At 66.4% G+C, this 26,625-nt stretch carries 29 protein-coding genes; 15 read left to right on the top strand and 14 right to left on the bottom strand.

The genetic code is table 11. From position 1 onward, the window contains the following. Positions 1-40 precede the first annotated feature (40 nt). Together htpX and QM588_RS14910 are read right to left on the bottom strand one after the other, a co-directional pair. Positions 41-910 (bottom strand): zinc metalloprotease HtpX, encoded by an 870-nt coding sequence (htpX, locus tag QM588_RS14915; RefSeq protein ID WP_283314384.1) that lies wholly within the window; start codon positions 908-910, stop codon positions 41-43. Between the two features lie 87 nt (positions 911-997). Beyond that, positions 998-2,017: a polyprenyl synthetase family protein gene (locus tag QM588_RS14910; RefSeq protein WP_032365250.1), complete on the bottom strand. Its 1,020-nt coding sequence runs from the start codon at positions 2,015-2,017 to the stop codon at positions 998-1,000. Between the two features lie 295 nt (positions 2,018-2,312). On the opposite strand from QM588_RS14910, the gene QM588_RS14905 reads away from it, so the two are divergent. Beyond that, positions 2,313-3,560: a geranylgeranyl reductase family protein gene (locus QM588_RS14905; RefSeq protein WP_283314382.1), complete on the top strand. Its 1,248-nt coding sequence runs from the start codon at positions 2,313-2,315 to the stop codon at positions 3,558-3,560. A gap of 12 nt (positions 3,561-3,572) precedes the next feature. Here the strand turns inward: QM588_RS14905 and QM588_RS14900 are convergent, their stop codons facing one another. The 4 genes from QM588_RS14900 to QM588_RS14885 form a co-directional block, all read right to left on the bottom strand. Beyond that, on the bottom strand, positions 3,573-4,268 hold the full coding sequence (locus QM588_RS14900; protein ID WP_027498286.1) for a demethylmenaquinone methyltransferase: 696 nt from the start codon (positions 4,266-4,268) through the stop codon (positions 3,573-3,575). A 14-nt stretch (positions 4,269-4,282) separates the two neighbouring features. After that, entirely contained in the window at positions 4,283-5,422 is a 1,140-nt protein-coding gene (locus QM588_RS14895; protein WP_283314380.1) for a glycosyltransferase family 4 protein, read from the bottom strand. Positions 5,423-5,485: 63 nt separating this feature from the next. Next, positions 5,486-5,911 carry a glutaredoxin domain-containing protein gene (locus QM588_RS14890; protein ID WP_283314378.1) on the bottom strand — a complete coding sequence of 142 codons (426 nt, stop codon included), beginning with the start codon at positions 5,909-5,911 and terminating at the stop codon, positions 5,486-5,488. Continuing rightward, on the bottom strand, positions 5,904-6,371 hold the full coding sequence (locus QM588_RS14885) for a DUF3592 domain-containing protein (protein WP_283314376.1): 468 nt from the start codon (positions 6,369-6,371) through the stop codon (positions 5,904-5,906). Before QM588_RS14885 ends, QM588_RS14890 begins: the two co-directional genes overlap by 8 nt. A gap of 55 nt (positions 6,372-6,426) precedes the next feature. Between QM588_RS14885 and QM588_RS14880 the strand changes: the two genes are divergently transcribed. Continuing rightward, on the top strand, positions 6,427-6,930 hold the full coding sequence (locus QM588_RS14880; RefSeq protein WP_094665472.1) for a DUF2505 domain-containing protein: 504 nt from the start codon (positions 6,427-6,429) through the stop codon (positions 6,928-6,930). Here QM588_RS14880 and menD read toward each other — a convergent pair. Next, a complete protein-coding gene (gene menD, locus QM588_RS14875; protein WP_283314374.1) occupies positions 6,927-8,537 on the bottom strand; it encodes a 2-succinyl-5-enolpyruvyl-6-hydroxy-3-cyclohexene-1-carboxylic-acid synthase in 1,611 nt (536 codons plus the stop codon). The two genes, QM588_RS14880 and menD, sit on opposite strands and share 4 nt — an antisense overlap. Before the next feature lie 62 nt (positions 8,538-8,599). Here menD and QM588_RS14870 point away from each other — a divergent pair, with 62 nt between their 5' ends. From QM588_RS14870 to QM588_RS14855, 4 genes are read left to right on the top strand one after another with little or no spacing between them, the layout of a single operon-like run. Continuing rightward, positions 8,600-9,187: a flavin reductase family protein gene (locus tag QM588_RS14870; protein WP_283314373.1), complete on the top strand. Its 588-nt coding sequence runs from the start codon at positions 8,600-8,602 to the stop codon at positions 9,185-9,187. Then, the gene (locus tag QM588_RS14865) at positions 9,184-10,248 is read left to right on the top strand and encodes an AbrB family transcriptional regulator (protein ID WP_283314370.1); all 1,065 of its coding nucleotides are present in this window, start codon (positions 9,184-9,186) and stop codon (positions 10,246-10,248) included. Before QM588_RS14870 ends, QM588_RS14865 begins: the two co-directional genes overlap by 4 nt. A gap of 49 nt (positions 10,249-10,297) precedes the next feature. Continuing rightward, positions 10,298-11,146: a siderophore-interacting protein gene (locus QM588_RS14860; RefSeq protein WP_283314369.1), complete on the top strand. Its 849-nt coding sequence runs from the start codon at positions 10,298-10,300 to the stop codon at positions 11,144-11,146. A gap of 22 nt (positions 11,147-11,168) precedes the next feature. Then, positions 11,169-12,566 (top strand): DUF2252 domain-containing protein, encoded by a 1,398-nt coding sequence (locus QM588_RS14855; RefSeq protein ID WP_283314368.1) that lies wholly within the window; start codon positions 11,169-11,171, stop codon positions 12,564-12,566. 51 nt (positions 12,567-12,617) lie between these two features. On the opposite strand, the gene QM588_RS14850 is transcribed toward QM588_RS14855, so the two are convergent. From QM588_RS14850 to QM588_RS14840, 3 genes are read right to left on the bottom strand one after another with little or no spacing between them, the layout of a single operon-like run. Beyond that, the gene (locus QM588_RS14850; protein WP_027498296.1) at positions 12,618-13,061 is read right to left on the bottom strand and encodes a DUF6918 family protein; all 444 of its coding nucleotides are present in this window, start codon (positions 13,059-13,061) and stop codon (positions 12,618-12,620) included. A gap of 50 nt (positions 13,062-13,111) precedes the next feature. After that, complete coding sequence (locus tag QM588_RS14845; protein WP_283314367.1) at positions 13,112-14,083, bottom strand: o-succinylbenzoate synthase; 972 nt, start codon at positions 14,081-14,083, stop codon at positions 13,112-13,114. Beyond that, the gene (locus QM588_RS14840) at positions 14,080-14,724 is read right to left on the bottom strand and encodes a PaaI family thioesterase (protein WP_222081013.1); all 645 of its coding nucleotides are present in this window, start codon (positions 14,722-14,724) and stop codon (positions 14,080-14,082) included. The genes QM588_RS14845 and QM588_RS14840 overlap by 4 nt, the downstream gene beginning before the upstream one ends. A 68-nt stretch (positions 14,725-14,792) precedes the next feature. Here QM588_RS14840 and QM588_RS14835 point away from each other — a divergent pair, with 68 nt between their 5' ends. From QM588_RS14835 to QM588_RS14825, 3 genes are all read left to right on the top strand, one after another. Then, a complete protein-coding gene (locus QM588_RS14835; RefSeq protein ID WP_135041230.1) occupies positions 14,793-15,686 on the top strand; it encodes a 1,4-dihydroxy-2-naphthoyl-CoA synthase in 894 nt (297 codons plus the stop codon). A gap of 6 nt (positions 15,687-15,692) precedes the next feature. Further along, positions 15,693-16,814 carry a GGDEF domain-containing protein gene (locus tag QM588_RS14830; protein WP_283314363.1) on the top strand — a complete coding sequence of 374 codons (1,122 nt, stop codon included), beginning with the start codon at positions 15,693-15,695 and terminating at the stop codon, positions 16,812-16,814. 82 nt (positions 16,815-16,896) lie between these two features. Further along, positions 16,897-17,277 carry a VOC family protein gene (locus QM588_RS14825; RefSeq protein ID WP_283314362.1) on the top strand — a complete coding sequence of 127 codons (381 nt, stop codon included), beginning with the start codon at positions 16,897-16,899 and terminating at the stop codon, positions 17,275-17,277. Here the strand turns inward: QM588_RS14825 and QM588_RS14820 are convergent. After that, positions 17,274-18,545, bottom strand: a complete 1,272-nt coding sequence (locus QM588_RS14820; protein ID WP_283314360.1) for a sensor domain-containing phosphodiesterase — start codon at positions 18,543-18,545, stop codon at positions 17,274-17,276. The two genes, QM588_RS14825 and QM588_RS14820, sit on opposite strands and share 4 nt — an antisense overlap. 105 nt (positions 18,546-18,650) lie before the next feature. Next, positions 18,651-19,979 carry a hypothetical protein gene (locus tag QM588_RS14815; protein WP_283314359.1) on the bottom strand — a complete coding sequence of 443 codons (1,329 nt, stop codon included), beginning with the start codon at positions 19,977-19,979 and terminating at the stop codon, positions 18,651-18,653. 177 nt (positions 19,980-20,156) lie between these two features. Here QM588_RS14815 and QM588_RS14810 point away from each other — a divergent pair, with 177 nt between their 5' ends. From QM588_RS14810 to menE, 5 genes are read left to right on the top strand one after another with little or no spacing between them, the layout of a single operon-like run. Beyond that, positions 20,157-21,329 carry an inorganic phosphate transporter gene (locus tag QM588_RS14810; RefSeq protein ID WP_027498304.1) on the top strand — a complete coding sequence of 391 codons (1,173 nt, stop codon included), beginning with the start codon at positions 20,157-20,159 and terminating at the stop codon, positions 21,327-21,329. Positions 21,330-21,336: 7 nt separating this feature from the next. Next, positions 21,337-21,624: a hypothetical protein gene (locus tag QM588_RS14805; protein ID WP_027498305.1), complete on the top strand. Its 288-nt coding sequence runs from the start codon at positions 21,337-21,339 to the stop codon at positions 21,622-21,624. Positions 21,625-21,648: 24 nt separating this feature from the next. Next, a complete protein-coding gene (locus QM588_RS14800; protein ID WP_283314358.1) occupies positions 21,649-21,978 on the top strand; it encodes a DUF3349 domain-containing protein in 330 nt (109 codons plus the stop codon). Between the two features lie 4 nt (positions 21,979-21,982). Further along, complete coding sequence (locus tag QM588_RS14795) at positions 21,983-22,297, top strand: DUF3349 domain-containing protein (RefSeq protein ID WP_283314357.1); 315 nt, start codon at positions 21,983-21,985, stop codon at positions 22,295-22,297. A gap of 10 nt (positions 22,298-22,307) precedes the next feature. Next, positions 22,308-23,444 carry an o-succinylbenzoate--CoA ligase gene (gene menE / locus QM588_RS14790; protein ID WP_283314355.1) on the top strand — a complete coding sequence of 379 codons (1,137 nt, stop codon included), beginning with the start codon at positions 22,308-22,310 and terminating at the stop codon, positions 23,442-23,444. A 76-nt stretch (positions 23,445-23,520) separates the two neighbouring features. On the opposite strand, the gene QM588_RS14785 is transcribed toward menE, so the two are convergent. Both QM588_RS14785 and QM588_RS14780 read right to left on the bottom strand, forming a co-directional pair. Then, complete coding sequence (locus QM588_RS14785; protein WP_283314353.1) at positions 23,521-23,883, bottom strand: nuclear transport factor 2 family protein; 363 nt, start codon at positions 23,881-23,883, stop codon at positions 23,521-23,523. A gap of 165 nt (positions 23,884-24,048) precedes the next feature. Next, positions 24,049-25,605: an alpha/beta hydrolase gene (locus QM588_RS14780; RefSeq protein ID WP_283314351.1), complete on the bottom strand. Its 1,557-nt coding sequence runs from the start codon at positions 25,603-25,605 to the stop codon at positions 24,049-24,051. A 182-nt stretch (positions 25,606-25,787) separates the two neighbouring features. Between QM588_RS14780 and QM588_RS14775 the strand changes: the two genes are divergently transcribed. Next, positions 25,788-26,567: a PIG-L family deacetylase gene (locus QM588_RS14775; protein ID WP_283314348.1), complete on the top strand. Its 780-nt coding sequence runs from the start codon at positions 25,788-25,790 to the stop codon at positions 26,565-26,567. Positions 26,568-26,625: the final 58 nt, after the last annotated feature.

Raw genomic sequence — 26,625 nt, 5'->3', positions numbered from 1 at the left:
AGCAGACTACGAAGTTCCACTCACATGCCGCAGGCTCCGGTCAGTACGGCCGGTGGCCGGCCATGCGCTCGAGCCGTTCGATTCGGTCGGCCATCGGCGGGTGGGTGGCGAAGAGTGCGCCCGCCTTGTCGCCGATGCGGAACGGATTGGCGATCATCAGATGCGATTCCGCGGCCAGCCGCGGCTCGGGCGGCAGTGGTGCCAGCTGCACCCCCTGCTCGAGCTTGCGCAGTGCCGACGCCAGGGCCAACGGGTCGCCGGTCAGCTCGGCACCGGACTGGTCGGCCTGATACTCGCGAGACCGAGAGACCGCGAGGCGAACCAGGCTGGCCGCAATGGGTCCCAGCATCGACACCAACAGCAGCGCGAGCGGGTTCGGTCCCCCGTTGCCGCGTCCACCGAACACGTTCGCAAAGAAGGCCAGATTCGCCAGGCCGGAGATGACCGAGGCCATGGCACCGGCAACCGACGAGATCAGGATGTCGCGGTTGTACACGTGCGAGAGCTCGTGCCCGAGTACCGCTCGTAGTTCGCGCTCGTCGAGCATGCGCAGAATGCCCTCGGTGCAGCACACGGCCGCGTTGCGCGGGTTTCGCCCGGTGGCGAACGCGTTGGGATTGTTGGTCGGGCTCACGTACAACGCAGGCATCGGCTGATGCGCGGCCGTCGCCAGTTCCCGCACGATTCGGTACATCGCGGGCTGTTCGAGCTCGCTCACCGGCACCGCATGCATCGACTTCAGAGCCATCTTCGCGCTGTTGAAGTACGCGTAACCGTTGACGCCGACGGCCAGCACGATCGACCCGATCAGAATCATCGAGTTACCGAACAACGAGCCGATGAAGACGATCAGCGCAGACATCCCGACCAGCAGGCCGAATGTCTTCGCACCGTTGGCGTAACTGTTCATCGTGACGGGTGCCTCCTCGTACCGGGTGTTCCTACCCGATTCAACGACGGCACCCCGACCTGCAGTTCCCGGCCACCGAGTGGGCGACTACCCCACGCGTTCGACGGTGTAGTTCACCAGTCGGCCCAGGGCGTCGTTGGCCGGTCCCTGCGGCAGCAGTGCGAGCTCGGCGTGGGCGCGGTCGGCGTACTCGCCGAGGGTCTTCTTGGCCGCGACCATGCCGGGTGATCGCTGCAACAGCTCCAGGGCCTCGGTGACCAGCGCATCCTCGGTGACCGGGCCGGCGAGGATCTCGCGCAGGCGGTCGCCGTCGGCGCCTTCCTCGCGGAGCGCGAACAGCACCGGCAGGGTGTGCACGCCTTCCCGCAGGTCGGTGCCGGGAGTCTTACCCGACTGCTCGGTAGCCGAGGAGATGTCGATGATGTCGTCGGAGATCTGGAACGCGGTGCCGACAGCGTCACCGAGGCGCTCGAGGCGTCCCACGTGCTCGGCATCGCCGCCACTGAACGTGCCGCCGAAGCGCCCACAGGAGGCGATGAGCGACCCGGTCTTCTCCCACACGACCTTCAGGTAGTGCGCGATGGGATCGTCGGTGCTCTTGGCCCCGATCGTTTCGCGCATCTGCCCGGTGACCAACTCGGCGAAGGTCTCGGCGATGATGCGGACGGCGTCGGGTCCGAGGGTGGACACCAGACGCGACGCATGTGCGAAGAGGTAGTCACCCGCGAGAATGGCCACACTGTTGCCCCAGCGTGAGTTCGCACTCTCGGCTCCGCGGCGCATCGACGCCTCGTCCATGACGTCGTCGTGATAGAGCGTCGCCAAGTGCACCAGCTCGACCACGGTGGCGGCGGTGACGATCGCCGGATCTGTCGGCGACGGCCCCAGCTGGCCGGTCAGCACGGTGAACAGGGGTCGGAATCGCTTGCCGCCGGCCTTCGCCAGATGCAGAGCAGCCTCGGTGAGGAACTCTTCGCCGTCGGACAGTTCGCTGATCATCAGCTCTTCGACGCGCGCGAGACCGTCGGCGACGGATCGAGCGAGCTCCGGGTCACCCAGGTCGACTCCGGCAACGACCGTTACTGCGGTCGCGTCGTCTGTACTCACGATGTTGATCCCTGTCCTGTCGTCGGCGTCGAGCGGCGATGGATGACGGAAACTGCTGCTCGGGTACTACCGTAGTGAACCTAGTGTGCACACTCGCACGACGGTGCCGCCCACCACAGGTGACTATTCCCTCACCGAACCGAGCCCGAGTCGCTTCCCGACGCGCCCTCCAGGGTCGAGTGAGTGAACGACGTCACCGCTACGACGGTGAACACGCCCGATGAGCAGGTCCTCGACAACGGTCGACCGAAGGCCCTGACGGCGCAGCACCGCGGCAATCGGGATACTGGGATCTGTGACCTCATGCAACCCGGCCCCGCCCTCCTCGACCGATGTGTTGGTCGTGGGCGCGGGCCCCGCAGGATCGTCCGCGGCAGCGTGGGCAGCGCGTTCCGGCCGCGACGTCGTACTCGCCGACGCGGCCGTCTTTCCCCGGGACAAGACGTGCGGCGACGGGCTGACTCCGCGCGCGGTCGCCGAACTCGATCGGTTGGGCCTGGGTGAATGGGTTCGCGGTACCGCGCGCAATCGCGGGTTGCGCCTGAGTGGGTTCGGCCAGGAACTCGAGCTCGAATGGCCGAGCAAATCATTCCCTGCGGTGGGCAGCGCCGTCCCGCGAACCGAATTGGACGACCGCATTCGCCGTGTCGCCGTCGAGGCCGGGGCTGTGATGGCCGAGGGTGCCAAGGCTGTGTCCGTCACGCGCGACGGAAATGCGGTTCGATCGGTGACGCTGCAGACCGGCGAAGGCAGCCACGACATTGCGTGCCGCACTCTGATCGTCGCCGACGGCGTCCGGTCCACGCTGGGCAAGCAACTCGGACGCCAGTGGCACCGCGACACCGCGTTCGGCGTCGCCGCCCGCGCGTACATCACGTCTGCTCGTAGCGACGACGAATGGATCAGCTCGCACCTCGAACTGCGCGACGGCGCAGGCACGCTGCAGCCAGGCTACGGATGGGTCTTCCCGCTGAACGACGGCAACATCAACATCGGCGTCGGCACGCTGGCCACCGCCACCCGGCCGGCACCGGGAGCCCTGCGTCCGCTGCTGGACCTCTACACCCAGCAGCGGCGGTCGGAATGGGAACTGACCGGCGAGCTCCGGTCGGTCGCGTCGGCGCTGCTGCCGATGGGCGGGGCGGTCTCCGGCGTCGCGGGGGTGAACTGGGCGATCATCGGTGACGCCGCAGCGTGCGTGAACCCACTCAACGGTGAGGGCATCGACTACGGACTCGAAGGCGGCCGCATGGTCGTCGACCTTCTCGATCACGCCGACCTGACCGACGCATGGCCGACTGTGCTGCGTGAGCACTACGGTCAAGCCTTCTCCATTGCTCGACGCCTCGCCGGACTGCTGACCGTGCCGAGATTTCTGCCCGCAGCGGGCCCCGTGGGTATGCGCTCGCGGGCACTGATGAAAGTTGCCGTCCGGTGCATGGGCAACCTGGTCACCGAGGCCGACAGCGACCTCGTCGCTCGTACCTGGCGAACCGCGGGAACCACGTCACTGAAAATCGATTCGCGGCCGCCGTTTTCGTAGCCGCGCGCGGCCTCAGGGCCGAATTGCCTTGTGCAGAGCCACGATTCCGCCGGTGAGGTTGCGCCACTGCACGTCGGTCCAGCCGGCGTCGGCGATGCGCTGAGCCAACTGCTCCTGGGTGGGCCATGCGCGAATGGACTCGGCAAGATAGACGTAGGCGTCGGGGTTGCTGCTCACTGCGCGAGCGACTTTGGGGAGCGCCTTCATCAGGTACTCCATGTATGCCGTGCGGAACGGGCCGAAGACCGGGGTGGAGAATTCCGACACCACAAGACGCCCACCGGGTTTGGTGACTCGGGCAATTTCGCGCAGACCGGCATCGAAGTCGGAGACATTGCGAAGGCCGAACGAGATAGTGGCGGCGTCGAAACTGGCGTCGGCGTACGGAAGCGCCATCGCGTCACCGGCGACCATCGGCACTCCGCGGGAGAGTCCGGCTCGGAGCATCCCTTTGGAGAAGTCGGTGGCGACGCACCAGGCTCCGCTGCGTCCGAGTTCGACGGTGGAGACGCCGGTGCCGGCGGCGAGATCGAGAACCCGCTCGCCAGGCTTCAGGTCGAGGGCTCGGCGGGTCAGCTTGCGCCAGCTGCGGTCCTGGCCGAACGACAGAACGGTGTTGGTGATGTCGTAGCGGCGGGCGACGCCGTCGAACATCGACGCCACCTCGTGGGGCTCTTTTTCCAGGGTTGCGCGCGATGTCGTGGCCACGAACTCCAGCTTACTCAGGCTGCTTCGGTCACCCGTGGCGCTGTGATGCCTTGCACGTCGTAGTAGTGGGAGATCAGCTCATCGCAGATGGCAGGCCAGGTGCGGTGCAGAACCGATCGGCGGGCGGCGTTGCCGAAGCGGGCGCGGGTGGTGGGTTCGGCGAGAGCGCCGACGGCACTGGGCAGCAGCTCGGTGAACTTGTCGACCGGCAACAGGTAGCCGTTGCGGCAGTGCGAGACCAGATCGCGGGGTCCGCCGGCGTCGGGACCGATGACGGGGACTCCGCTGGCAAGGGCTTCTTGGACTGCCTGACAGAAGGTTTCGTGTTCTCCGGGGTGAACGAAGATGTCGAAGCTGGCGTACGCCTGCGCGAGTTCGTCACCCCCGAGTTGTCCGGTGAAGATCGCATTCGGCATCAGGGCCCGCAGCGCTGCCGTATCAGGTCCGCCGCCGACGATCACCAGCTGGATCGACGGATCTGCGGCCAGCACGGCAAGCCTCTCCACGTGCTTCTCGGGGGCGAGCCTGCCGACGAACCCGACGATCAGTTTCTCGCCTGCTCCCCACTGGCTCCTCAGGGTGGCCGACGCGGCCGAGGGCGCGAACCGAACCGCGTCCACTCCCCTGGCCCACCGGTGCACGCGCGGGATGCCGTGCTGCTCGAGAGCGTCGACGGCCGACGTGGACGGTGCCAGAGTGCGGGCCGCTCCGCGGTGCAGTCTCCTGGTCCAACGCCACGCGGCCTTCGAGGTCAAGCCGAGGCCGTAGCTCGCGGCGAAACCGGCGACATCGGTCTGGTAGACGGCGACGGCAGGCACGTCGAGGCGGTTGGCGGCGGCCAGACCGCCCGCTCCGAGCAGGAACGGGGATGCCAGATGCACGACGTCTGGCGCGAAGGTCCGTAGCGCCGAGACCATCCCGAGGCCAGGAACCCCGACGGGCAGGGAGCTGACCTTCGGCACCATCACGGACGGCACTCGGTGGACCGGGACGCCGCTGTGCCAGGTCGCCGCTCGCGGTCCCGACGGGTTGTCGGGAGCGACGACGATGGCGTCGTGCCCGGTCTTCTCGAGATGTTCGAGGACACGGATCACCGAGTGGGTGACGCCGTTCATGTTGGGCAAGAACGATTCCGCAACGATGGCTACTCGCACGGTCCTCAGTGTGGGTGGCCACGCGGTCGCCCAGGCATGGACGACGTTACGTGTGGGCCAACGTCACACGAATTGCTGGGCGACCCACGACGGACTCGGGTTGGTGCGGTGTCCGGTACCCACGAACACCGTCGGAACCGTCTCGTTCCCGTCGTTCACCGACCGAACCCGGGCTGCGGCAGCAGCATCTGCGCCTATGTTCGTCCACACGGCCTTCTTTCCGCGGAGCAACAGCGCAACACGCAACCGAAGGCAGAAGATGCAACCGGGACGCCAGTAGATCAGCGGCACCGATTTCTCGGTCGCGAGTACTCGCGACGCGTCGTCGGACAGAGAGCGGGGGTACAGCACCGGAGTGGTCAGAACGAGCAGGAACACCGCCACGAGCACCATCACCACGATCGAGGAGGCGATAGTGCCGAAGTTCACCAACGCGAACCCGGCCACTGCGGCGACAGCAGCGATGACCCACTGTCTGGCATTACGCATTCTGTGCCTCTTTGCGCTGGGTCTCCTTGCGACGTAACCAGAACAACACCGGCCCGGCGATCAGCCACGTGACGACGATGACCGATCCGGCAGGAACGATGGCCACGGCGGCGTCACGGCCGGCAACCCGCACCAGCAGGTCGCTGTCGTCGTCGTCGGAGTCCGCCTTGTAGTACTCGACCTCGATGCGCTGGCCCACGACGAGATTGGTGGGGTAGAGCACGCCGAGTCTGGGGTTGTGGGTCACGCCGTCGGGGGTGATGAAGCTGACCGCCGAACGCAATTTGCCCGCCGACAGCACCTCGGCCGTCGCGACACCTTTGTCGGAGTCGATGGTGACGTCGTTTCGCCAGGCACCGACCACCAAGAGGACCGACAGAACCGAGATGGCGACCGCGACCACGAGCACGACCAGCCGGATTCTGTGCAGAGTTCGGCTGCCCCTCTCGGTGTCGTTCACAGCATTGAGGTTACTTCGCGGCCGGTTCGCCTCCGCTCCGGTAGCCTCTGTGCTCATGTCGCGCAGCTTCGAGTTCACCGTCGAATCGTCCAATCCGCCCGCTGACGTGCATGCCGCACTCACCAGTGAAGACCAGTGGGCCGCTCGCTTCGCCAAGGCGAAGAAGACGGACGGGTACGAGATGACCAAGCACGACGACGGCGGCTTGACCGTGGACATCACCGAGGAGGTCGGCACGTCCGAACTGCCCGGGTTCGTCACGAAGGTCATCAAGGGCAAGCTGATCGTCTCGCGTACCGACCACTGGGGTCCGCTCGAAGGCGACCACGCCGAGGGCACGCTGGTCGGCGGTACCACCGGTCTGCCCGCGAAGGTGAACGGCACCCTCTCGCTTCGCCCCGACGGCACCGGAGCCAAACTGATCGTCAAGGGCGAGTCGACGGTGAAGATCCCGCTCGTCGGCGGCAAGATCGAAGACCTGATCAACAAGATGATCAAGGACATGATCGATCAGGAAACCGGCGAAACCCTCGAATGGGTTGCTGCGCAACAGAATTAGAGACGGGCCCGGATCGCTGCATGTAGGTCGCGCAGCCCGGACCGTTCCGTGGTCACTTCCAACACGCGGATTCCGTCGGCGTGGCCGGTGAGCTCGGCAGCCACTTCCGCCACGTCCACCAGACGATGTTCGACGCGGTACGCCCCGCACAACGCTCCCAGGTCCATTCCGTGCGGTGTTCCGAACACCCGCTCGAACACACCCGCGTACTGCGGGTCGCCCTGTTCGAGAAGCTCGAAGATGCCGCCGCCGTCGTCGTTGGCGACGACGATCGTCAGATCGTCCGGACGCGGCTCACCGGTGCCGATGAGCAGACCCGCCGCGTCGTGCAGGAACGTCAGATCACCGAGAAGGGCCACCGTGCGGCGCTTTCCGGCCATTGCCGCACCGATGGCCGTCGAGACGGTGCCGTCGATGCCGGCGACCCCGCGGTTCGACAGAACCTTCACCCCCGGGATCGGAGTCGAGACCAGGGCTGCGTCGCGCACGGGGTTGGAGGCTCCGAGCACCAGCTGATCTCCGGGCTGCAAAGCCGACATCACCGCGTCGGCCACATGCAGCCCCGTCGGCTTGGAGTGCTCTCGAAGTTGTTGGTGCACAGCAATTTCGGCGCGTTCCGATACGGCAGCGCAGCGTGCGATCCATGCGGGATCGGGCGCGCCGGTGGTCACGGCACGGGTGCCGGTCGCCAGCACGTTGCCCGAGACGTCGGGCCAACGCGGGCCGGTGGTGAGCGCGATGACGTCCACTGCCGGATCCGCGAGCAGCGCGGAGACCTGCCGGTGCAGGGTCGGGCGTCCCGTGATGACGGCTTGACGCGGCTTCAACTGCGCCAGAGCCAAGGGATGCAACGCAATTCCGTGCAGGGGCGCGGTCGGCTCGGCGACGGTCGGCAAGCCGGCGAGCTCCGGACGAACGGCACCGCCGTGCCCGGAGACGACGACGGTGTCGACCGACAGATCGAGTTCGACCGGCACGTCGAGAGTCGCCTGGGTGGTCGACGTCCACGGCATCCCGTCGGGACGTCCTTCGGGCCGGGCCCCCGGATCACCGAGGGCGGGAACCAACGGTTCACGCAGTGGAATGTCGAAGTGCACCGGCCCGGCGTTGCCCGAGCGCGCACCCCGCGCAGCAGCGATGACCCGCGAGACCGCGCTTCGCCACTGACTGTTCTGCTTGGGTCCTTCCTCGGCGAGCCCGAGGCTGATCGTCGCGCGAACCTGCGACCCGAACAGGCCCAACTGCTCGATGGTCTGGTTGGCACCGGTGCCGAGCATCTCGTACGGCCGGTTGGCACTGATGACGATCAACGGGATCCGGGCGTAGTTCGCCTCGAGCACAGCGGGCCCGAGGTTCGCCACCGCTGTTCCCGACGTCATCACCACCGGAACGGGTTGGCCACTGCCCAGACTCAGTCCGATGGCCAGGAATCCGGCGGTTCGCTCGTCGATCCGCATGTGCAGTCGTAGCCGGCCGGCCGCGTCGGCTTCCTGCAGAGCGAAGGCCAACGGGGCGTTGCGCGAGCCGGGACAGAGCACGACGTCTTCGATCCCGCTGCGCGCCAGTTCGTCGACGACTGCAGTGGCCTGAGCGGTGGACGGATTCACAGTTTCCAGAGTGTCAGATGCTCCGGTCGGCCGCCGCAACCGGGCTTTGACAGTATTGAGGCGTGCGCACAGTCTTCCGGCCCGACGAGGTCTCTTCCCGCCGCTTCTACCAGCTACTGACCGCGTCGGTGGTCCCCAGGCCCATCGCGTGGATCTCCACGGTCTCGGCCGACGGTGTGGCGAACCTCGCGCCTTACAGCTTCTTCACCGTCTCGTCCGTGGAGCCGCCGGTCGTCCAGTTCACCTCGGTGGGCCGCAAGGACAGCCTGCGCAACATCGAGGCCACCGGCGAGTTCGTCGTCAACCTGGCCACGGCACCGTTGGTCGATCAGGTCAACGGCAGCTCGGCAAGCTTCGAGCACGGCGTCAGCGAGTTCGAGGCCGTCGGCATCGAAAGCGAACCCAGTGCGATCGTCACGCCGCCGCGAGTAGCTGCGGCCCCGATCGCCATCGAAGCCACCCTGCATCGCGTCGTCGAGGTGGGCAACTGCTTCGTCGTCATGGGCACTGTCGTCGCCCTGTCGGTTCGTCCCGAATTCCTCGCCGAGGACGGCCTACCCGAGTTCGACGCCATCGCCCCGCTCAGCCGCCTCGGCCGCGCCGAGTGGGGTCTGCCGCCCGAGGTTCGCGAAATCGAGCGACCTTCTTGATTCGCTGGCTGCTGCTGGTTCTCGTCACGGTCGCACTGACCGTCGGGGCCGATGCACTGGGTGTGCCGTCGGCTGCGTTGTTCGTTGCACTGCTGGTGGCGATTGTGTTCGCGCTCGCCGGATGGGCTCCGACGACCGGAACCGAGCGAGCGCCACTACCGCGCAGACTCGGCATGGCGGCGCAGGCAATCCTCGGCGTCGAGATCGGAACGCTCGTGCAGAGCGACACTCTGAGCTCGCTGGGCGATACCTGGCTGCCGGTACTGCTGGCATGCATCGGCACCCTGTTGCTGTCGATCGCGGCCGGTGCGCTGCTGGGGCTTCGTAAGGACATCGATTCACTGACCGGCTCCTTGGCGCTGGTCGCAGGAGGAGCCTCGGGACTGGTGGCGATCACCCAGGAGTTGGGCGGCGACGAACGCGTGGTCGCGGTGGTGCAGTACTTGCGCGTCGTGCTGGTGACCACGACGCTGCCATTGGTCGCAACCCTGGTGTTCGACGCCCAACCCGGACAGTCGTCGGTCACCGCCGACGTGCACGAGGCGCTCTGGATCGACCTCGCCTTCGTCGTGATCTGCGGCGTCATCGGGGTGGTGCTGGCCAAGGCGATCCGGCTGCCCGCCCCCGCCCTGCTCGGCCCGCTGATGATCGCCACGCTCGCCGACGTGCTCGGCGTCTCGTTCGACGCGTCAGTCCCAACGCTGTTGCTGTGGGCGGCGTACATCGTCATCGGCTGGCAGGCCGGACTGCGGTTCACCGTCGCCAGTTTGAAGTCGATCTCGCGGGTCCTGCCCGCATCCCTGATGTTGATCATCGCCGTCACCGTCTGCTGCGCGATGCTCGGCCTGTGGCTGGCGTCGGCGACGGGGACGAGCGGCTACGAGGGCTACCTCGCGACCACTCCCGGCGGGGTGTACGCGGTGCTGGCCATCGCAGCGTCGACCGGGGCGAACGTCACCTTCGTCGTGGCCGCCCAGGTGATCCGCGTGTTCATGATGTTGTTCGCAGTACCCGTCGGAGCCAAGGTGGTCCAGCGCTACCGGCGCGGTCGGCCCGAGTGAGAGATCGACGGAACCCCATTGCAGCTTAGGGTCGGCTAACCTGTGCGGCATGGGTAAGTACCTCAAACCGGAGAACCCCGCGTTCTACCGTCTCACCGTGCTCGGAAGCGACCGAATCAGCCCCAGCTTCATCCGGGTCACCCTCGGCGGCGATTCGCTGTCGAAGTTCCGCTACATGGGCTACGACCACTGGTTTCGGCTGTTCCTGCCGCAGCCGGGCCAGGACGAGCCGCGCATCCCCAGCGCCACCTCGATGCTCTGGTACGCCCAGTATCTGACGTTCTCGAAGGACACCAAGCCGGCGGTCCGTAACTACACGGTCAGCCAGTACCGCGCTGCGGGGGAGGGCACGTACGGCGACGGCCCGGAGCTGGATGTGGACTTCGTGGTGCACGGCGAAGTAGATGGTGGCGGCGGAACCGGTGGTCACAGTGGCCCGGCGTCGTCGTGGGCTGCTCGGGCGGTCCGAGGCGATCGAGTCGCGATCTTCGACGAAGGGCGTATCTACACGTTCGACGGACAATCGAGTTGGCAGTTGCTCGTCGGCGACGAGAGTGCTGCCCCGGCGATTCTCGGCATACTGCGGTCGTTGCCGGCCGACGTCCGGGTCGAGGCCTTCATCGAGGTCCCTACCGCCGCCGACATTCAGAAGCAGGACGTGCAGGCAGGCGTCGAGATCGAGTGGATCGTGCGCCCCGACCCCCTGGCCAAGCCGGGCGAGGCCGCGCTGGCCGCGGTGCAGAAAGCCGAGCTGCCGGACGGCGATACGTTCGTCTACGTGGCAGGGGAACAAGGGCTGGCGACGGGCCTGCGCAGATACCTGGTGAACGAGCGTTCCGTACCCAAGTCGCAGATCTGCTTCACCGGATACTGGAAGTTCGGTAAAGCCGCCCCGTAGCGCTCGATTAGTGTGACTTCACATGCCCGGCTCCGGAAAAGGTCATACCGTCGTCACCGACTCGGCAGCAGTCGACAGCGCGTCGTTCGCCTCGCTGCGAGCCCGTCCTCTCCCCCGAGCCGAACGATACGAACTGGGTCGACGCCTGCGCGACAAGGTCCCGATCGCATCGCTGGGCGACTGGACACCGCCGCCGGATCGACCCGACCCGGTGCAACAGATCGAATACTCGCACCAGGGCCGGATCGAATGGCTCATCCCCACTCGTCTCGAGCGCATGGTCGAGTCCCCGTACGGCTTCCTGCGCGGGACGGCCATCGTCATGGCCCGCGACGTGGCGATGCTGCCGTCCACCGGCATCAACCCGGTAATCAGTGGCGACGCCCACCTCGGAAACTTCGGGTTCTACGCCTCCCCCGAACGCGACCTCGTCATCGACCTCAACGACTTCGACGAAGCGCACCCGGGTGCCTGGGAATGGGATCTACGACGCCTCGCCGCGAGCATCTGGGTGGCCGGCCGACAGAACGGACGCAGCGAGGATCGGTGCCGCGATGCCGTCGCCGCCTGCGTGTCCGCGTATCGAATCGAGGTCGCGCGCCTCGCCGACGAACCACTGATGTCGCGTTCGTTCCAACGGCTGACGGCGGAAAAGCTGCAACGGGACGCCACCGCGGGATCGTTGCGCAAGGAGATCAAACGCGCCACCAAGAAGGCGCGTCGACGCACCAGTGACCGCGTGTTACCTCGATTCACCGAGGAGCACGAGGGCAAGCGCAGGATCGTCGAGGAGCCGCCGATCACGACGCGCATCTCGGCGAAGGACGAAGAGCTCCTCGCCGTCGGACTGGACGAATACCTGCTGACCCTCACCCCGCATTGGCGTCGGGTGCTGGGGGGATACACGTTGATCGACGTCGCGCATCGCGTCGTCGGAGTCGGAAGTGTCGGGCTCCGGGCATACGTGGCACTGCTCGAGGGCACCAGCGAGGACGACGTCGTGTTCCTGCAGCTCAAGCAGGCCAGACGGTCGGTGCTCGCCCCGTACGTGCACGGCGAGTCCGCATGGCACGACCATCAGGGACAACGCGTAGTGGAGTACCAGCAGGATCTGCAGACGGTGAGTGATCCGCTGCTGGGATGGACCACCATCGCCGGACGGCAGTACTACGTGCGGCAGTTCCGCAACATGAAGGGAACGATCGACCTGTCGTCGATCGATGCACCCGCGCTGGTCGACTACGCGCGAGTGGTGGGGCGACTACTGGCCAAGGGGCACGCTCGCACCAGCGGCGCGTCGATGATCTCGGGATACACGGGCGATTCCGATGAGCTCGACGTCGCGCTGTGCCGCTTCGCGCGGCTCTACGCCGACCAGACCGAGGCCGATTGGGAGTGTTTGAGCGCTACGCGCATGTGAGTGGAAACTCGTACCCTGCTACGAATTTCCACTCACATGCGGCGAAGCCGCTCAGGCGTGCTTGGCGACCAGATCGCCGACGCGCGGCAGTGCCTCGGTGACGTTCTTCTTCGCCGAGCCACGCAGGCTGCCGTAGAACTTCTTGACGACGGACTTGTCCGTCTCCTCGATGCGCGCATCGGTGACCGAGAGCAGAGCGTCGGACGCGGCATCTCCGTTGGCGGCGAGGTACTCGCCGAACGTGCCCTGCGGAGCAGCGTTGTACGACTGCCAGAACGGGTCGAGCTTGTCGACGAAATCGGGCCACAGAGCCGAGACCGCATTGTCGATGTAGGACGGGCCGACCTTCTTCACTGCGCCGTAGCCCCCCTTGACCGCGAGGCCACTCGCGCCCTTCTTGTCGGCTACCTCGGCGTCGATCAATGCCAGTACGTCGACGCGCAGAGCGTCGGCCTTCGACTCGTCGAGCAGCGAATCCTTCAGTGCAGCAACCACTTCGAACTTCCTCCCAGATGTCGGCGGCCCCACGCGGACCGGGCGCAACACTACCGCAGCAGCGCGTGGCAGCGCCGCACTCGCTCGATCCACCACTGGGTGCGCTCGGCGTCGGCGCCCAGTTCGATCAGCGCCTGCGGATCCGGTTCGACGCTCCGAGCCGGGTACGTTCCATCGACCACCTCGGGTGCCGGTGCAACGTCGCGGACGAACAGGCTGCCCGTCCCCAGTCCGCAGGCGAATTCGAGATGCGGCAGCGCGGCGGCAGCGGCGAGCCCGGAGGCGATGCCCACAGCCGAATCGAGTGCACTCGACACGACCACCGGCACGCCGTACTCCCCCAGTTCACCGGCCAGCTCCAGCAGTGCGCGCATGCCGCCGAGCGGAGCGACCTTGAGTACCGCGATGTCCGCGCCGCCGGCCCGCACGACCTTCATCGGATCCTCGGCCCGCCGGATGCTCTCGTCCGCGGCCACCCGAACTCCCGGAGCCCGGCGGCGAAGCTCGACGAGCTCGGCAACGGTGGCGCACGGCTGTTCCGCGTATTCGAGTGGGCCGTCCGCAGTGAGAGCAGCCAACGCAGCGACTGCCTCGTCGACGGTCCAGCCACCGTTGGCGTCGATCCGCACCCGCGGCACCAGCTCGCGCACCGCGCGTACCCGGGCCACGTCGTCGGCCAGATTCTGTCCCTTCTCGGCCACTTTCACCTTCGCCGTTTCGGCCCCGGGTGAGCGGCTCAGCACGGCCGCCACGTCGGAGGCGTCGACCGCGGGCACGGTCGCGTTGACCGAGATACGTCGACGCACCGCATTCGGTGGCCCCTCCCACGCGGCCTCGATCGCCGACGCCAACCACGGGGCGGACTCGACGTCGTCGTACTCGGGGAACGGAGAGAATTCACCCCACCCACCGGGACCACGAATCAACATCACCTCACGGGTGGTGATCCCGCGGAACTTCGTGCGCATCGGCATCGAGAGCACGTGCGCACCGTCGAGCAGGTCGTCGATCGGGGGAATCATTGCTGCCCCGGGAGCAACTGCACCATCAATGCCTCGCAGTCGGCGAGCAGGTTGCCGTCCAGATCCGTCAGCCTCGCGCTGATGAACGTCTTACGCCCCTCCACCTTGTCCACGGCGCCCTCGACGACCAACTCGGTGTTCAGCGGAGTCACCTTGCGGTAGTTGATGTGCAGGTATGCGGTCCGGCTGATGGGACGACCGTAGGCATGTTGGATCAAGCCAAAGAGGTCGTCGAACAGCAGCGGCAGCGTGCCGCCGTGCGCGGCGGCGTTGCCACCGAGATGGAAGCGTCGGAACATGCCACGGCTGCGGACGCCGTCGGCTGCGAACTTCTCGATGACCCACGGCGGCAGCAGCAGCGAACCCCGGCCCGGCAGAGCAGGTACCCGCCCCGCGGTCTGCTTGCCCTCGGCGACCACGTGCGGCTCCAACAACTCGATCAATTCCCGAGTCTTGCTCGCGGCTGCCTCGGTGACGTCTGCGGGCAACGACGTGGACACGGCGAGATCCTGGACCGTGCGCAGCGCCTCGAGCAACTGCCCGTATTCCGGCCCCACCTTCGCCGGAACGAAACGCGGGAAGCCGCCGTGGTGGTCGTAATCGGGGTCGGAACTGCGGTCGAGCTGCATCGGATCGGTCATGACCTGCACGCTAGCTGCATCGCCCGGCCGCAACGGATTCAGCCCTCGCCACCGTTAAGCTGGCCCACGTGACCTTCACTCCCGCACTGTGGCGTCCCGTTCCCGGCTTCGAAGATCTGACCGACATCACCTATCACCGCCACGTGTCCGACGCGACCGTGCGGGTGGCGTTCGATCGTCCCGAGATTCGCAACGCTTTTCGGCCGCACACCGTCGACGAGCTCTACCGCGCGCTCGAACACGCACGCGTGAGTTCGGACGTGGGAACGGTGCTGCTCACCGGCAACGGGCCGAGCAGCAAGGACGGCGGCTGGGCGTTCTGTTCCGGCGGCGATCAGCGCATTCGCGGACGAAGTGGCTACCAGTATGCGGACGGTGAAACGGCCGAGACGGTCGACAAGGCTCGCGCGGGCCGTCTGCACATTCTCGAGGTGCAGCGACTGATCCGCTTCATGCCCAAGGTCGTCATCTGCCTCGTCAATGGGTGGGCAGCCGGTGGCGGGCACAGCTTGCACGTGGTGTGCGATCTGACGCTCGCGAGCCGCGAGCATGCTCGCTTCAAGCAGACCGACGCCGACGTGGGCAGCTTCGACGGTGGTTACGGCAGTGCGTACCTGGCCAAGATGGTCGGGCAGAAGTTCGCCCGTGAGATCTTCTTCCTCGGCGAGACGTACTCGGCCGAGGAAATGCACCGCATGGGCGCGGTGAACAAGGTGGTCGATCACGCCGAACTCGAGAACACCGCCATCGATTGGGCCGCGAAGATCAACGCCAAGTCGCCGCAGGCGCAGCGGATGCTCAAGTACGCGTTCAACCTGCAGGACGACGGTCTCGTCGGCCAGCAGTTGTTCGCCGGTGAAGCCACCCGGCTGGCGTACATGACCGACGAGGCCGTCGAGGGGCGCGACGCGTTCCTGGAGAAGCGCGAGCCCGACTGGTCGCCGTTTCCTCGATATTTCTGACGCTTCGTGACCCCGAACTCACATCACCGCGATCGCGGTACTGCCGCGGGTGCTCTGTGGGCCTGGTTCACGCAGCCGTACGACTACCGCTGGATGGTGGACTTCCAGAACTCGCGGCCCACCGGAAAGCTCATCCGATGGGTGATGGCGATCCTGACGCTGAACTACGGCGCTCTGGCGGTGGTGGCCCTCTTCTCCGACGGCACCTCGCGAAGCGCCGCGGCGATCGCCTGGAAGGCCTTCCTCGTCGTCATGGTCGTGGGGGTCGCGGCCGCGTGGATCGCCAAGCCGTTCCCGGGCCGTCTCGGGGTGGTCGCATTCGCGGTGTTCGCCGATCTGGGCACCGCGTCGTCGATCCTCGTCAACCCGATCGCCGACGCTATCCTGACGTGCGCGCTGTTCGCCGTCATCGGCACGTTCTGCACGTTCTTCGTCAGCCCACGGTGGCTGGTGGCTCACCTGGTCTTCTCGGTGGCGTGCACCGTCGCTGCCGCGGCGGCGACGTACCGCACCGGCGATGTGGACGTCGCGTCACTGATCTTCCGGACCGACGTGGTGTTGCTCGCGATCGCCGGGGTGCCGCTCACCTCGCATCTGTTGGTCACCGTGTTGACCGACGACGCCCGCAGTTCGGTGCTCGACCCGCTCACCGGGTTGCTGAATCGACGCGGACTCGAATCGGTGATCCACGACGTCTGGTTGCTCGGCCGCGAGGAGGATCGCTGCTCGGCCGTCGTGGTCGTGGACATCGATCGCTTCAAAGCCGTCAACGACGACTACGGGCACGAAGAGGGTGACGCCGTCATCGTTCGCGTCGCCGAGCGTCTGGGAGCACACATGGGTAGGTACGGCGTGATCGCGCGCACCGGCGGCGAGGAATACCTCGCCGTGGTCTCGACGTCGCGCCTGCACATCGATGCGTTGATCCACGGTGTTCGACGAGCCCTGCGCGACCCCGACGACGGCGTCGCCGTGACGGTCAGTGTGGGGGCAGCCATCCTGCACGCGAGTTCACCCCTGTGGGAGCGCGATGTCGACCTCGTGACGCGTGCGATGCGGGTGGCGGACTCGATGATGTACGAGGCCAAGGCAGCCGGTGGGAACCGGATCGTCACGACGGTGCTGTGAACATCCTGGTCGTTCCGCAGGCTCCACTCCTGCTGTGACGATCCTGCGTAAGCAGGACCGGTCGACGTGATATCCATGCGAGGTGGACATCCTCGCTGCACGTACCATCCTGCGCCCGGCCGACTATCGGAAGACCCTCGCGTTCTATCGAGACGGACTGTCCCTTGCGGTGTGCCGTGAATACCCTGGCGGCACGGTGCTGTTCGCAGGCCAAGGGCTGATCGAGATCGCAGCGCACGGCGGTACCGAGGAGCCGGGATCGTTCGCCGGGGCACTGTGGCTGCAGGTTCGCGACATCGATTCTGCCACAACTGAATTGGAGCAGGCCGGCATCGCGATCACGAGAGCGGCGACCACCGAACCCTGGGGGCTCATCGAGATGTGGATCGAGGATCCCGACGGAATCCCCATCGTGCTGGTGCAGATTCCGCAGGACCACCCACTGCGCCGGGATACTCGCTAGCCACCCGAGACGGTTCGCAGAACCGCGGACGCCGATTGCGGCCTCGACCACAGATATCCCTGTGCCAGAGTGCATCCGAGATCGAGAGCGGCGTCGGCCTGAGCTCGACTTTCGATCCCCTCGACGATCATCGTCAGCTCCAGATCCTTGGCGACGGATGCCAACGACTTGATCATCGCCCGACCGGCCACGGTGTCGATGAACCGCGTCAGATGCCCGTCGATCTTGATGCCGTCCGGTTGCAACGTCACCAGCCGTTCCAGAGACGACCAGCCGGAGCCGAAGTCGTCGAGCAGAACGCGAAAACCCAGCCGGTGCACGTCGTCGATGTGCCTGCGCAGCAACGGCCCTGGCGTCACCGACGAGGTCTCGGTGAGTTCGAGCGAAATGGATTTCGGCGACACCTCGGACGACGCGATCGCACGCTCGAGCTGGCCGACCCCGTCCGGATGCGCCAGGTGACGCCCGGAGATGTTGACGGTCAGCCGCAGGTCCGGTCGGTGTACATGCCACTTCTTCATCTCCGCGGCCGCCTGCGCGAGCACGCTCAGATCCACGTCGATGATCAGTTCACTGGCCTCGGCGAACGGTACGAAGTCCGCGGGCACCACCAGGCCCCGCGTGGGATGGTGCCAGCGCGCCAATGCCTCGAAGCCGACGATCTCCTCTGTCCGCAGGTCCACGATCGACTGGAACCACGGCACGATGTGACCGTCGGCGAGTGAATCGGCGATGTCGTTGTCGCTGCCGAGTCGAGTGGACCCCGAGCCGACCCGCCGATGCAGATCGAGCTGCTCCTCGAGGACGGACGCGAACTGTTCGAGCTCCTGCATCTGATCGTCCGAGAGTGGCCGCGAGGTGCGGTCGAGCAAGCACAGGGTGCCGATCACCAGACCTTCTCGTCCGCGAAGCGGAACCGAGGCATAGGACTCGATACCGTTCTCGTCGAGCAGCGCGCGTTGCCGAGTGGTGGCATCTATCCGGCCGTGGGCGACGACCGCAGGCACACCCCTACGCACCACGTCGTCGCACAGGGTGTCGGCCCGAACCACGGTGGACATCGGCGGACCACCGATGTTGACCAGCGTGTACTGGGTGTCCTCGTCCAACACGTTCAGCTGGGCGATGGCGAATCCGACACTGCGTGCCGCGAATTCGACGGTGGAGCGCAACGCGGGTGTGGTTGCTTCCAGATCGAGGTAGCGACGAGCCGAGTCGCTCTGCCTCCGAGACTGGGAGCGTGCGGTGTCGTGCACCTCACCGTCCACCAGCATCTCCTCGCAGCCGACATCCGGACACGCTCTCGACCCGGGTGGAACCGAGTTTAACCGTGCGCGAACGGCAGACCGCAGGCAAACCCCATCTCGAGCTCGTCACAATGCCGGGAAGCGTGTGTGCAGGAGCCGATGACGCAACACAGCCGCGGCCACCCGTGCGCCTTCGTCGGTTGCGACGCGGTTGTCGGCCGAGCGGAACGCCCCGAGAGCGTCGAGTTCGGCGATCAACGTGTCCGCCAGAGTCTCGGCGTGCTCCGACTCCGGCTCCTCCCCCGCATGGGTCCATCCCTCCGCACGCAACAGTCGCGCCGAATCGTCGGCCGTCGCCTCCGTGTCGGCGACGTCGTTGCCCAGGATCATCCGGGCCAGGAGAACCTCCGCCGCGATCGAGTCGGGGTGGTAGTCACTGCCGACGATCCCCGCGGTGAGCACACGCCACAACCCGTCGGAGCTCAGCTGCCGGGTGCGGGTCGTCGGGACCAGCCTGCCTGCGGAGCGCCGCATCAGACGCAGTCGCATCACCAGACGCCGGAGAGCGAGCACCTTGTCGGTGTCCAATTCACGTCCCACGAACGTCGGACGCTCGGCCACCGGAAAGACGGTGCGCGCGATCCGCGCCACCAGATCGTCCGGCAGATACCCGGCATCGGTCAGCGCCACGCCGTCGCCGATACAGCCGATGAAGCTCTCGAGTCTGCGCACGCATCCGTACACCGGCTCGGCCGCCTCGTGCAGCGCCTCGCGCAACCCCAGGTAGAGCTCGGCTCGTGGAGCGCTGTAACTGCTCCACAGTTCGATGCGGTGGTCGAGAAGTTGTTCGAGCAGAACGTCGTCGGTGTCGTTCTTGCCCTGATCCGAGGTCAGCACCGCGTCGGTCACGCCGCGACGACGCGTCGCCCGTGCGGTGACTCCCAGCGGTCTGCCACCGGGCTTCGACGGCTCGAACTCACCGGCAATGGTCGCCACTTCGAGTGTCTCACCGATCTTTTCGACGATGGCCCGCTCGACCCCGGTCGGAGCGTCCTGCCACGTCACCAACTCGGTGTCGACTGCCCCGATGCCGGATTGCTCGGTGGCGGCGCGGTACTGCTGCAGCCAAATCGCATCGTCGTCGGCACGGACGAGCTCTTCTGTCACGCCGCTGCGTGCGATCTCCGCATACGCGACGCGCCCCAGCCGCTCGAGCAGATCCCCGAGCGCACGGGCGATGTCGACGGCCCGATCGGGACCCTCGGTCGCGTGGCGCAGATAGATCCACAGAAATGTCTGTACGGAATGCTGCGTCGGCCCCGCCGGCGGCGACACCCCGGCCAGTCCGTCCCACCCGAGCCGGGCGTCGGCGGCAAGAGCCGGATCGACGGAATCGAAGTACGACAGCGCGGCCGACACCGCATCATCCATACCCGATCCCTTCACGTCGTCCACTGTTCCACAATGCTTCGACCGGAGGAGACCACCGTCGTGCGCTACGCCACAGACGAAGTAGACATATAAGGCAAAAAGGTGAACTGGAGGTGAACTGGAGACGACTTCGCGGCACCCGAGAAGAACACTTCGCAAGAAATTTCCGCGAATGGCCGTTCGTGTCCCACACTTTCCACCGTGAGCGCTGAATTTCTCGTACTTCTCGTGGTGGTCGTGACGGCCCTGGCCTTCGACTTCACCAACGGTTTCCACGACACCGCCAACGCCATGGCGACGTCGATCGCAACGGGGGCACTCAAGCCCAAGGTCGCGGTCACCCTGTCTGCCGTCCTCAACCTGGTCGGTGCCTTCCTGTCCGTCGAGGTCGCAGCCACCGTCGCGAAGGGGATCGTCAATCTCGGCGACACCGGCGGCCAGGCCCTGCTGACCATCATCTTCGCCGGCCTCGTCGGCGGCATCCTGTGGAACCTCGCCACCTGGCTGCTCGGCATCCCGTCGAGCAGCTCGCACGCCCTGTTCGGCGGCCTCATCGGTGCCACCATGGCGGGCCTCGGTACCAGCGGCGTCGTGTGGGACGGGGTATGGAGCAAGATCGTCCTGCCCGCCGTGCTGGCCCCCATCGTCGCCGGACTCGTCGCCACCGTCGGCACCTGGATCATCTACCGCATCACCAACGCAGTTCCCGAGAAGTCCAAAGAGCGCGGATTCCGCTGGGGCCAGATCGGTTCGGCCTCGCTCGTCTCGCTCGCCCACGGCACCAACGACGCCCAGAAGACGATGGGCGTGATCTTCCTGGCGCTCGTCGCCTACGGCACCGTCTCACCCGATGCCGAAATGCCCCTGTGGGTCAAGGTCACATGTGCGCTCGCCATCGCGTTGGGCACCTACCTCGGCGGCTGGCGCGTCATCCGCACCCTCGGTAAGGGCCTCGTCGAGATCGCATCTCCGCAGGGCATGGCCGCCGAGTCCTCCTCGGCCGCAATCATTCTGACGTCGAGCCACCTCGGACTCCCCCTCTCGACCACGCAGGTCGCGACCGGCTCCATCCTCGGATCGGGACTCGGCAAGCCCGGTGCCGCCGTGCGCTGGAACGTCGCAGGCCGCATGGCCGTCGCCTGGGTCATCACCTTGCCGCTCGCCGGAGTGGTCGGCGCTGCGTGCTGGCTGCTCGCCCACACGATCGGCGGCCTACCCGGCATCCTCGTGGTCTTCGCCATCCTCGTCGGCCTGGCCACCGTCATGTACATCCGCTCGCGCCGCGAACCCGTCGATCCGGACAACGTGAACGCCGAGTGGGACGGCGGACTCGTTCCCGCCGCCGCCGAAACCGACTCCCCCGCGAAGGTCTGAAGACACCATGGAAACCCTCAAGCACACGCTCGATTCGCTCTGGCAGGTCGTTCTCGTCGGCCTGCTGCTCGGTGCCGGACTGCCCGCGATCTTCGCTTTCGGACTCAAGGCACTCTCGGTCGGTGAGCCCTCCGACGAGGCCACTGCCTCGGGCACCACGCGCGTGGCCCGGCCGGCAGTGGCCACTGCCGCGGCCGTCCTCTGTTTCGCAGTGGTAGTCGTCGCGATCGTGGCCGGAATTCTCTTCATCATGAAGAACTTCCTCGACAGCACATTCGGCATCTCCGTCTTCTGACACCCGAGAAGGGGTACAGCTCTCATGACCGACTCCACCAAGACCGCATTTCCGGCCTCGGTGCTCGAATGGCTCCGAGCCGGATACCCCGAAGGCGTTCCGCCCAAGGACCGATTCCCGCTCGTCGCCCTTCTGCGCCGCGCCGCACTCACCGACGCTCAGGTGCAGGAGATCGTTCTCGAACTGGTCTCTCCCGCCAACGGTGCACTCGACGACGGCGCCATTTCGACCGCAGAGATCGCGACGTACATCCGCGACCAGATCGACGCCGAGCCGACGGCCGAGGACATCTCCCGTGTCTCGGCGCGACTGGCCGCCGGTGGCTGGCCACTCGCGGATCCGGCTGCCCTGTAAGACCATGGCGGTCCCGTCGTTCCTCCACTCGATCGTCGAGTGGCTCCGCGGCGGGTATCCCGACGGGGTACCCGAAGCGGATTACGTTCCCCTCCTTGCTCTTCTGAATCGGCGACTGTCCGACGACGAAGTGCAGTCGGTGATGGATGCCCTCATCGCCGACGGCCAGCTGCCTGCCGACAAGGCAGGAATTTCCGTCACCATCACCAAGGTCACCAACGAGATGCCTCGAGAAGAGGACGTCAATCGGGTGCGCGCGAACCTCGCCGCCGGGGGTTGGCCTCTGGCCGACCCGTTCACGATCCGGCGCACGGACTAATCTCGCCACTGTGCTCGAGAGCGTTCCCATTCCTTCCGGACCGGCCGCGGCAGACATCCTGCCGCGGCTGAGCCGTGTGCTGGCCGGCGACGGCCCGGCCATCCTCCCCGTCCCCGCCGACGATCCACGCGAGATCCGACGCCTGCACGACGCGTTGGCACCGGGCACTCCCATCGACGACGGCGTCGCGTTGGTCGTCGCGACATCGGGCACGACGGGAATTCCCAAGGGTGCCATGCTGTCTGCGTCCGCACTGGTCGCGTCGGCGACGGCAACCGAGGAGCGACTCGGCGGCCCCGGCTCATGGCTGCTGGCACTCCCCGCGCACCACATCGCCGGGATGCAGGTGCTGCTGCGCAGTGTGCTCGCCGGCACGTCGCCGGTGATCATGGACGTATCTGCCGGCTTCGACCCGGCCGCCTTGGTCGACGCCGTGGGACGGATGTCGGGTCCGCTGCGCTACACCTCACTGGTGCCCGGCCAGTTGGTCAAAGCACTCGAGAACCCCGAGGCCACTGCTGCACTGGCATCGTTGGACGCCGTGTTGCTCGGCGGCGCCGCCACGCCGATTCCGTTGCGCGAGAGAGCTGTTGCCGCAGGGGTTCGCTTGGTGCGCACCTACGGCATGAGCGAAACCGCAGGGGGCTGTGTGTACGACGGTGTTCCGTTGCACAGCACCGTCGTACGCATCGACGACGGCAGAGTGGTTCTGGGTGGGCGAACTCTGGCCTCGGGCTATCGCGGATTACCCGACCACCCGGCGTTCGCCGAGCCGGGCTGGTTCCGCACCGACGACGCCGGCACGATGATCGCCGGGGTGCTGAGCATCACCGGGCGACTCGACGAGGCCATCTCGACGGGCGGCTTGACCGTCGTACCGCAGGTGGTCGAAGCCGCGCTGGCAACGCATCCGGCCGTCCGAGAGTGCGCTGTCGTCGGATTGCCGGATGATCGACTCGGCCAGAAAGTGGTGGTCGCAGTGGTGGCCTCTGCGCCGGTGACGTTGGCGGAGTTGCGTTCTCACGTCGAGCAGTCACTCGATACCACCGCTGCACCGCGGGAGCTGTTCCTCGTCGACGCACTGCCGACGCGGGGTCCGGGCAAAGTGAATCGAGCAGAATTGCGGGCTGTGCTGGGGAAGCGCTGAGGGGCCGCTGTTCGACACTCCCCCGGTTGGCGACACTCCCCCGGTTGGCGGCAAACGCGCTCGCGTTTGCGCTCGATCACCTCAGCGGCGTGCCCTGGTGGTGCACCGATTCCCATCCGGATTCGGTTCGACGCCACAGCGATGTTCGGCGCGCTCGCATCCCCGCTCTTTGCGAAATCCATTGCAGCAATGCGAAATCCCTACTGATTGCTCGCCCACTCAGTTCGAGCACCTCGATCTCGACGGGATCTTCGCTGGCCAATAGGTCGAGGATCGAGGACTTGTTCCATACGGTGCCCGAGGCTCCCACTTCGGTGAAGTCCTCGGCGAGCAGGTCGGTCAGCCGGTCTGTGTCGCATCGACATTGCGCAGTCTGCAGCTCTCGCTCGAGCTCGAGAACTGTCGACAGGTCGATGAAACCTTCGTGATTGGACGGCATGAGTCACTGTCTCACGCACAAACGCGCTCGCATTCGCCAGGTGCGCGTGAAACAGATGGTGCCGAGGTAGCGAACTCGCGCGCGTCCGGCAAACGCGCTCGCGTTTGCGCTCGGCGGGGGCAGGGGCAGGGGCAGGGACGGGGGCAGGGCCAGCGAACGATCGGCTCAACCCGCCATTTTTTCGTACAGCCGCTCGACGTCGGCGTCGGACCATCCCGGCGGTTCGAGGATGTCGGCCCACATGCGCACCGCGTCGGCTCCGTAGCTGTGGCCGTGCCCGTCGTCGACGTCGGTGGAGAACACCTGGTCGAAGGTCAATTGCCAGAACGTCACGAACGGGAACCACTGCACTCCCGGATCGACGTCGGTGCCGCGGGGTTCCCTTAACCAGTCGGGCCTGCCGAGGATCAGATCGGGTGACCACCACACGATCGGGTCGGATGCGTGCTGCCAGTAAACGATTCGCGGTTCTTCCCACGGACCACCGATGTCGAGATCCCCGGACGAGCTCGCGAATCGCACGTGCTCTCCCCCGTCGATGACAGGCAGGATTTCGCGGGAACCGGCGTCGCGTCCGCTCGTGATACGTGCCCACTGAGGCGTGAAATTGGGGTTGCCGACCCACAGAGCGCCGTCGATGCGCGCGATCATGTCCTGTGCACCGCTGAATGCATCCTGCCCGCCGTAGGCACCGAGGCTCTCACCGAACAGCACCAACTTGGGGCGTGAATTTTCCGGGAGTTCGCTCCACACCGCGTAGATCGCCTCGAACAAGGCACGTCCGGCGTCCTGCGGGGTCTGCCGGTCGGCCAGAAATGCCATCGGGCTCGGCAGGAACGAGTACTGCATCGACGCAATCGCCGAATTGCCGTCGAACAGGTATTCCAGTGGGCGAGCGACGGATTCGTTGACCCATCCGCGTCCGGTGGTGGTCGCGACACCGAGCACGGCCCGCGAAAACGCACCGGTGCGTTCGAGCTCGGCGACCACCCGATCTGCGACGCCCTCCACGGTGTCGGCCGATTCGACTCCGGCGTACACGCGGATCGGTTGCACTGCAGGCCTTCCGGTGAACTCGCCGATCTCGTCGGGCAATGCCCCGGAGACCACGAAGCGTCGCCCCTCCTGACCCAGGGACTCCCAGTCCTCGTTCGACGCATCGGACCCCGAAAGTTCTGCTGCATCAGGCTTTTCCACACCCTCGTGGTTGCCGCGGTCGGCGGTCGACGCCGACTTCTCCGCAACGGCCACGATGCCCCGGATCAGGGCACCGTTGACGGCGAACACCACCAGCAGGGCAACGACGATCACACTGGCGATCCTCGCCAACGGCCTCGGTACGTACTGCTTTCCCCATCGCGTCAACGCACGAGTTGCTCGCCGCAACAAGCGACCGAGAGCAAGCACGGCCATGGCCACCACCAGCGAGAGCACCAGCACCGCGATGTACAGGGGTCGGCCGGGGTCCTCCACACCGACCAGCCTGCGGACGATCTGCTGCCACCATGATCCGAGGATCAGGAACAGCGGAATCACCACCACCGCAGCCGCCGCCAACGCCCACCACCCACGTCGACGCCACCGATCCGGCCAGTCCGGTGACACTCCGCAGAGCCGAACCACCCAGGCAACGAGGCACCCCACGCCGTACCCGATCGCGACGCTGATCCCCGTGGCCACCGCCTGCAGGTACCACACACGAGGTAGCAGAGACGGAGTCATCGACAGCGCGAAGAACACTAGAGCGAAGAAGATCCCCACCGGATGTAGTGCGCGACAGTACCGATCCGCTCGCGAGTGCCGCCAATACGAACGTATCGAGGCCGACCGCCGTGTGGTCACCCATAGATCGTATTGGCCCGCCGACTGGGCCGTACCTACTTCGACGTGCAAGCATTCACGCCATGAGTGTTCTGGTCTGCTTCCACGCGCATCCCGACGACGAAGTGTTCGGGACGGGCGGCGTCATGCGGCTCGCGGCCGACGCCGGCCACCGCGTCGTACTCGTGACGGCCACCGACGGTGCCGTCGGCGAATATCCCGACGGCATCCTCGCCGACGGCGAGACGTTGGCCGAGCGCCGACACATCGAATTGGACCGGTCGGCTGCCGTCCTCGGCGTCGCGCGCGTCGTGCGCCTGCACTATGCCGATTCCGGGATGGCCGGCACGCCGGAGAACGGCAACCCGGAGGCGTTCTGCAACGCCGACGTCGACACCGCGGCGCAGCGATTGGCGGACATCCTTCGCGAGGAACACGCCGACGTCGTCACCATCTACGACCCGCACGGCGGTTACGGCCATCCCGATCACATCCAGGTTCACGTCGTCGGCAAGCGTGCCGCCGAGATCGCCGAGACCCCCAACGTGTACGAGACGACCACCGACCGAGACCACATGCGCAGGTTGATGGAAGCCAATCCCCAGTGGAGCGAAGAGACGACGCCCCCGGAAGTGGAGCTGTTCGGGTTGCCCGAAACGGAAATCACCACAGTCGTCGACGTGTCGAGCGTCATCGCAGCCAAGCGGGCCGCGATGGAAGCGCACGAAACTCAGGTCGGCGATTTCGGGCCGTTTCTCGCCATGCCGATCGAGCAACTGACGACTGCATTCGGTCTCGAATGGTTCCGCAAACTGCGAGGCACCGGCGGCGTCGGCCTGAAGGAGACGTCGCTGCCGCTCTGACACCGGTCTGCCGGTCGTGAGGTCCGTCTGTTGGCGTCGTAGGCCGCCGGTCGAACAC

The organism is Rhodococcus sp. IEGM 1354 (genome assembly GCF_030056855.1).
GTDB lineage: Bacteria > Actinomycetota > Actinomycetes > Mycobacteriales > Mycobacteriaceae > Rhodococcoides.
The sequence above is the reverse complement of the archived record's forward strand: the minus strand, read 5'-3'. Positions and strand labels throughout refer to the sequence as shown.

Excerpts from the sequence above, each read along its gene's own strand:
- QM588_RS14785 (WP_283314353.1), bottom strand. The coding sequence starts at position 23,883 with ATGCCGTCCAATCACGAAGGTTTCATCGACCTGTCGACAGTTCTCGAG.
- QM588_RS14890 (WP_283314378.1), bottom strand. The coding sequence starts at position 5,911 with ATGCGTAATGCCAGACAGTGGGTCATCGCTGCTGTCGCCGCAGTGGCC.
- QM588_RS14775 (WP_283314348.1), top strand. The coding sequence starts at position 25,788 with ATGAGTGTTCTGGTCTGCTTCCACGCGCATCCCGACGACGAAGTGTTC.
- QM588_RS14880 (WP_094665472.1), top strand. The coding sequence starts at position 6,427 with ATGTCGCGCAGCTTCGAGTTCACCGTCGAATCGTCCAATCCGCCCGCT.
- QM588_RS14855 (WP_283314368.1), top strand. The coding sequence starts at position 11,169 with ATGCCCGGCTCCGGAAAAGGTCATACCGTCGTCACCGACTCGGCAGCA.
- QM588_RS14845 (WP_283314367.1), bottom strand. The coding sequence starts at position 14,083 with ATGATTCCCCCGATCGACGACCTGCTCGACGGTGCGCACGTGCTCTCG.
- QM588_RS14860 (WP_283314369.1), top strand. The coding sequence starts at position 10,298 with ATGGGTAAGTACCTCAAACCGGAGAACCCCGCGTTCTACCGTCTCACC.
- QM588_RS14780 (WP_283314351.1), bottom strand. The coding sequence starts at position 25,605 with ATGACTCCGTCTCTGCTACCTCGTGTGTGGTACCTGCAGGCGGTGGCC.
- QM588_RS14800 (WP_283314358.1), top strand. The coding sequence starts at position 21,649 with ATGACCGACTCCACCAAGACCGCATTTCCGGCCTCGGTGCTCGAATGG.
- htpX (WP_283314384.1), bottom strand. The coding sequence starts at position 910 with ATGAACAGTTACGCCAACGGTGCGAAGACATTCGGCCTGCTGGTCGGG.
- QM588_RS14840 (WP_222081013.1), bottom strand. The coding sequence starts at position 14,724 with ATGACCGATCCGATGCAGCTCGACCGCAGTTCCGACCCCGATTACGAC.
- QM588_RS14795 (WP_283314357.1), top strand. The coding sequence starts at position 21,983 with ATGGCGGTCCCGTCGTTCCTCCACTCGATCGTCGAGTGGCTCCGCGGC.
- QM588_RS14805 (WP_027498305.1), top strand. The coding sequence starts at position 21,337 with ATGGAAACCCTCAAGCACACGCTCGATTCGCTCTGGCAGGTCGTTCTC.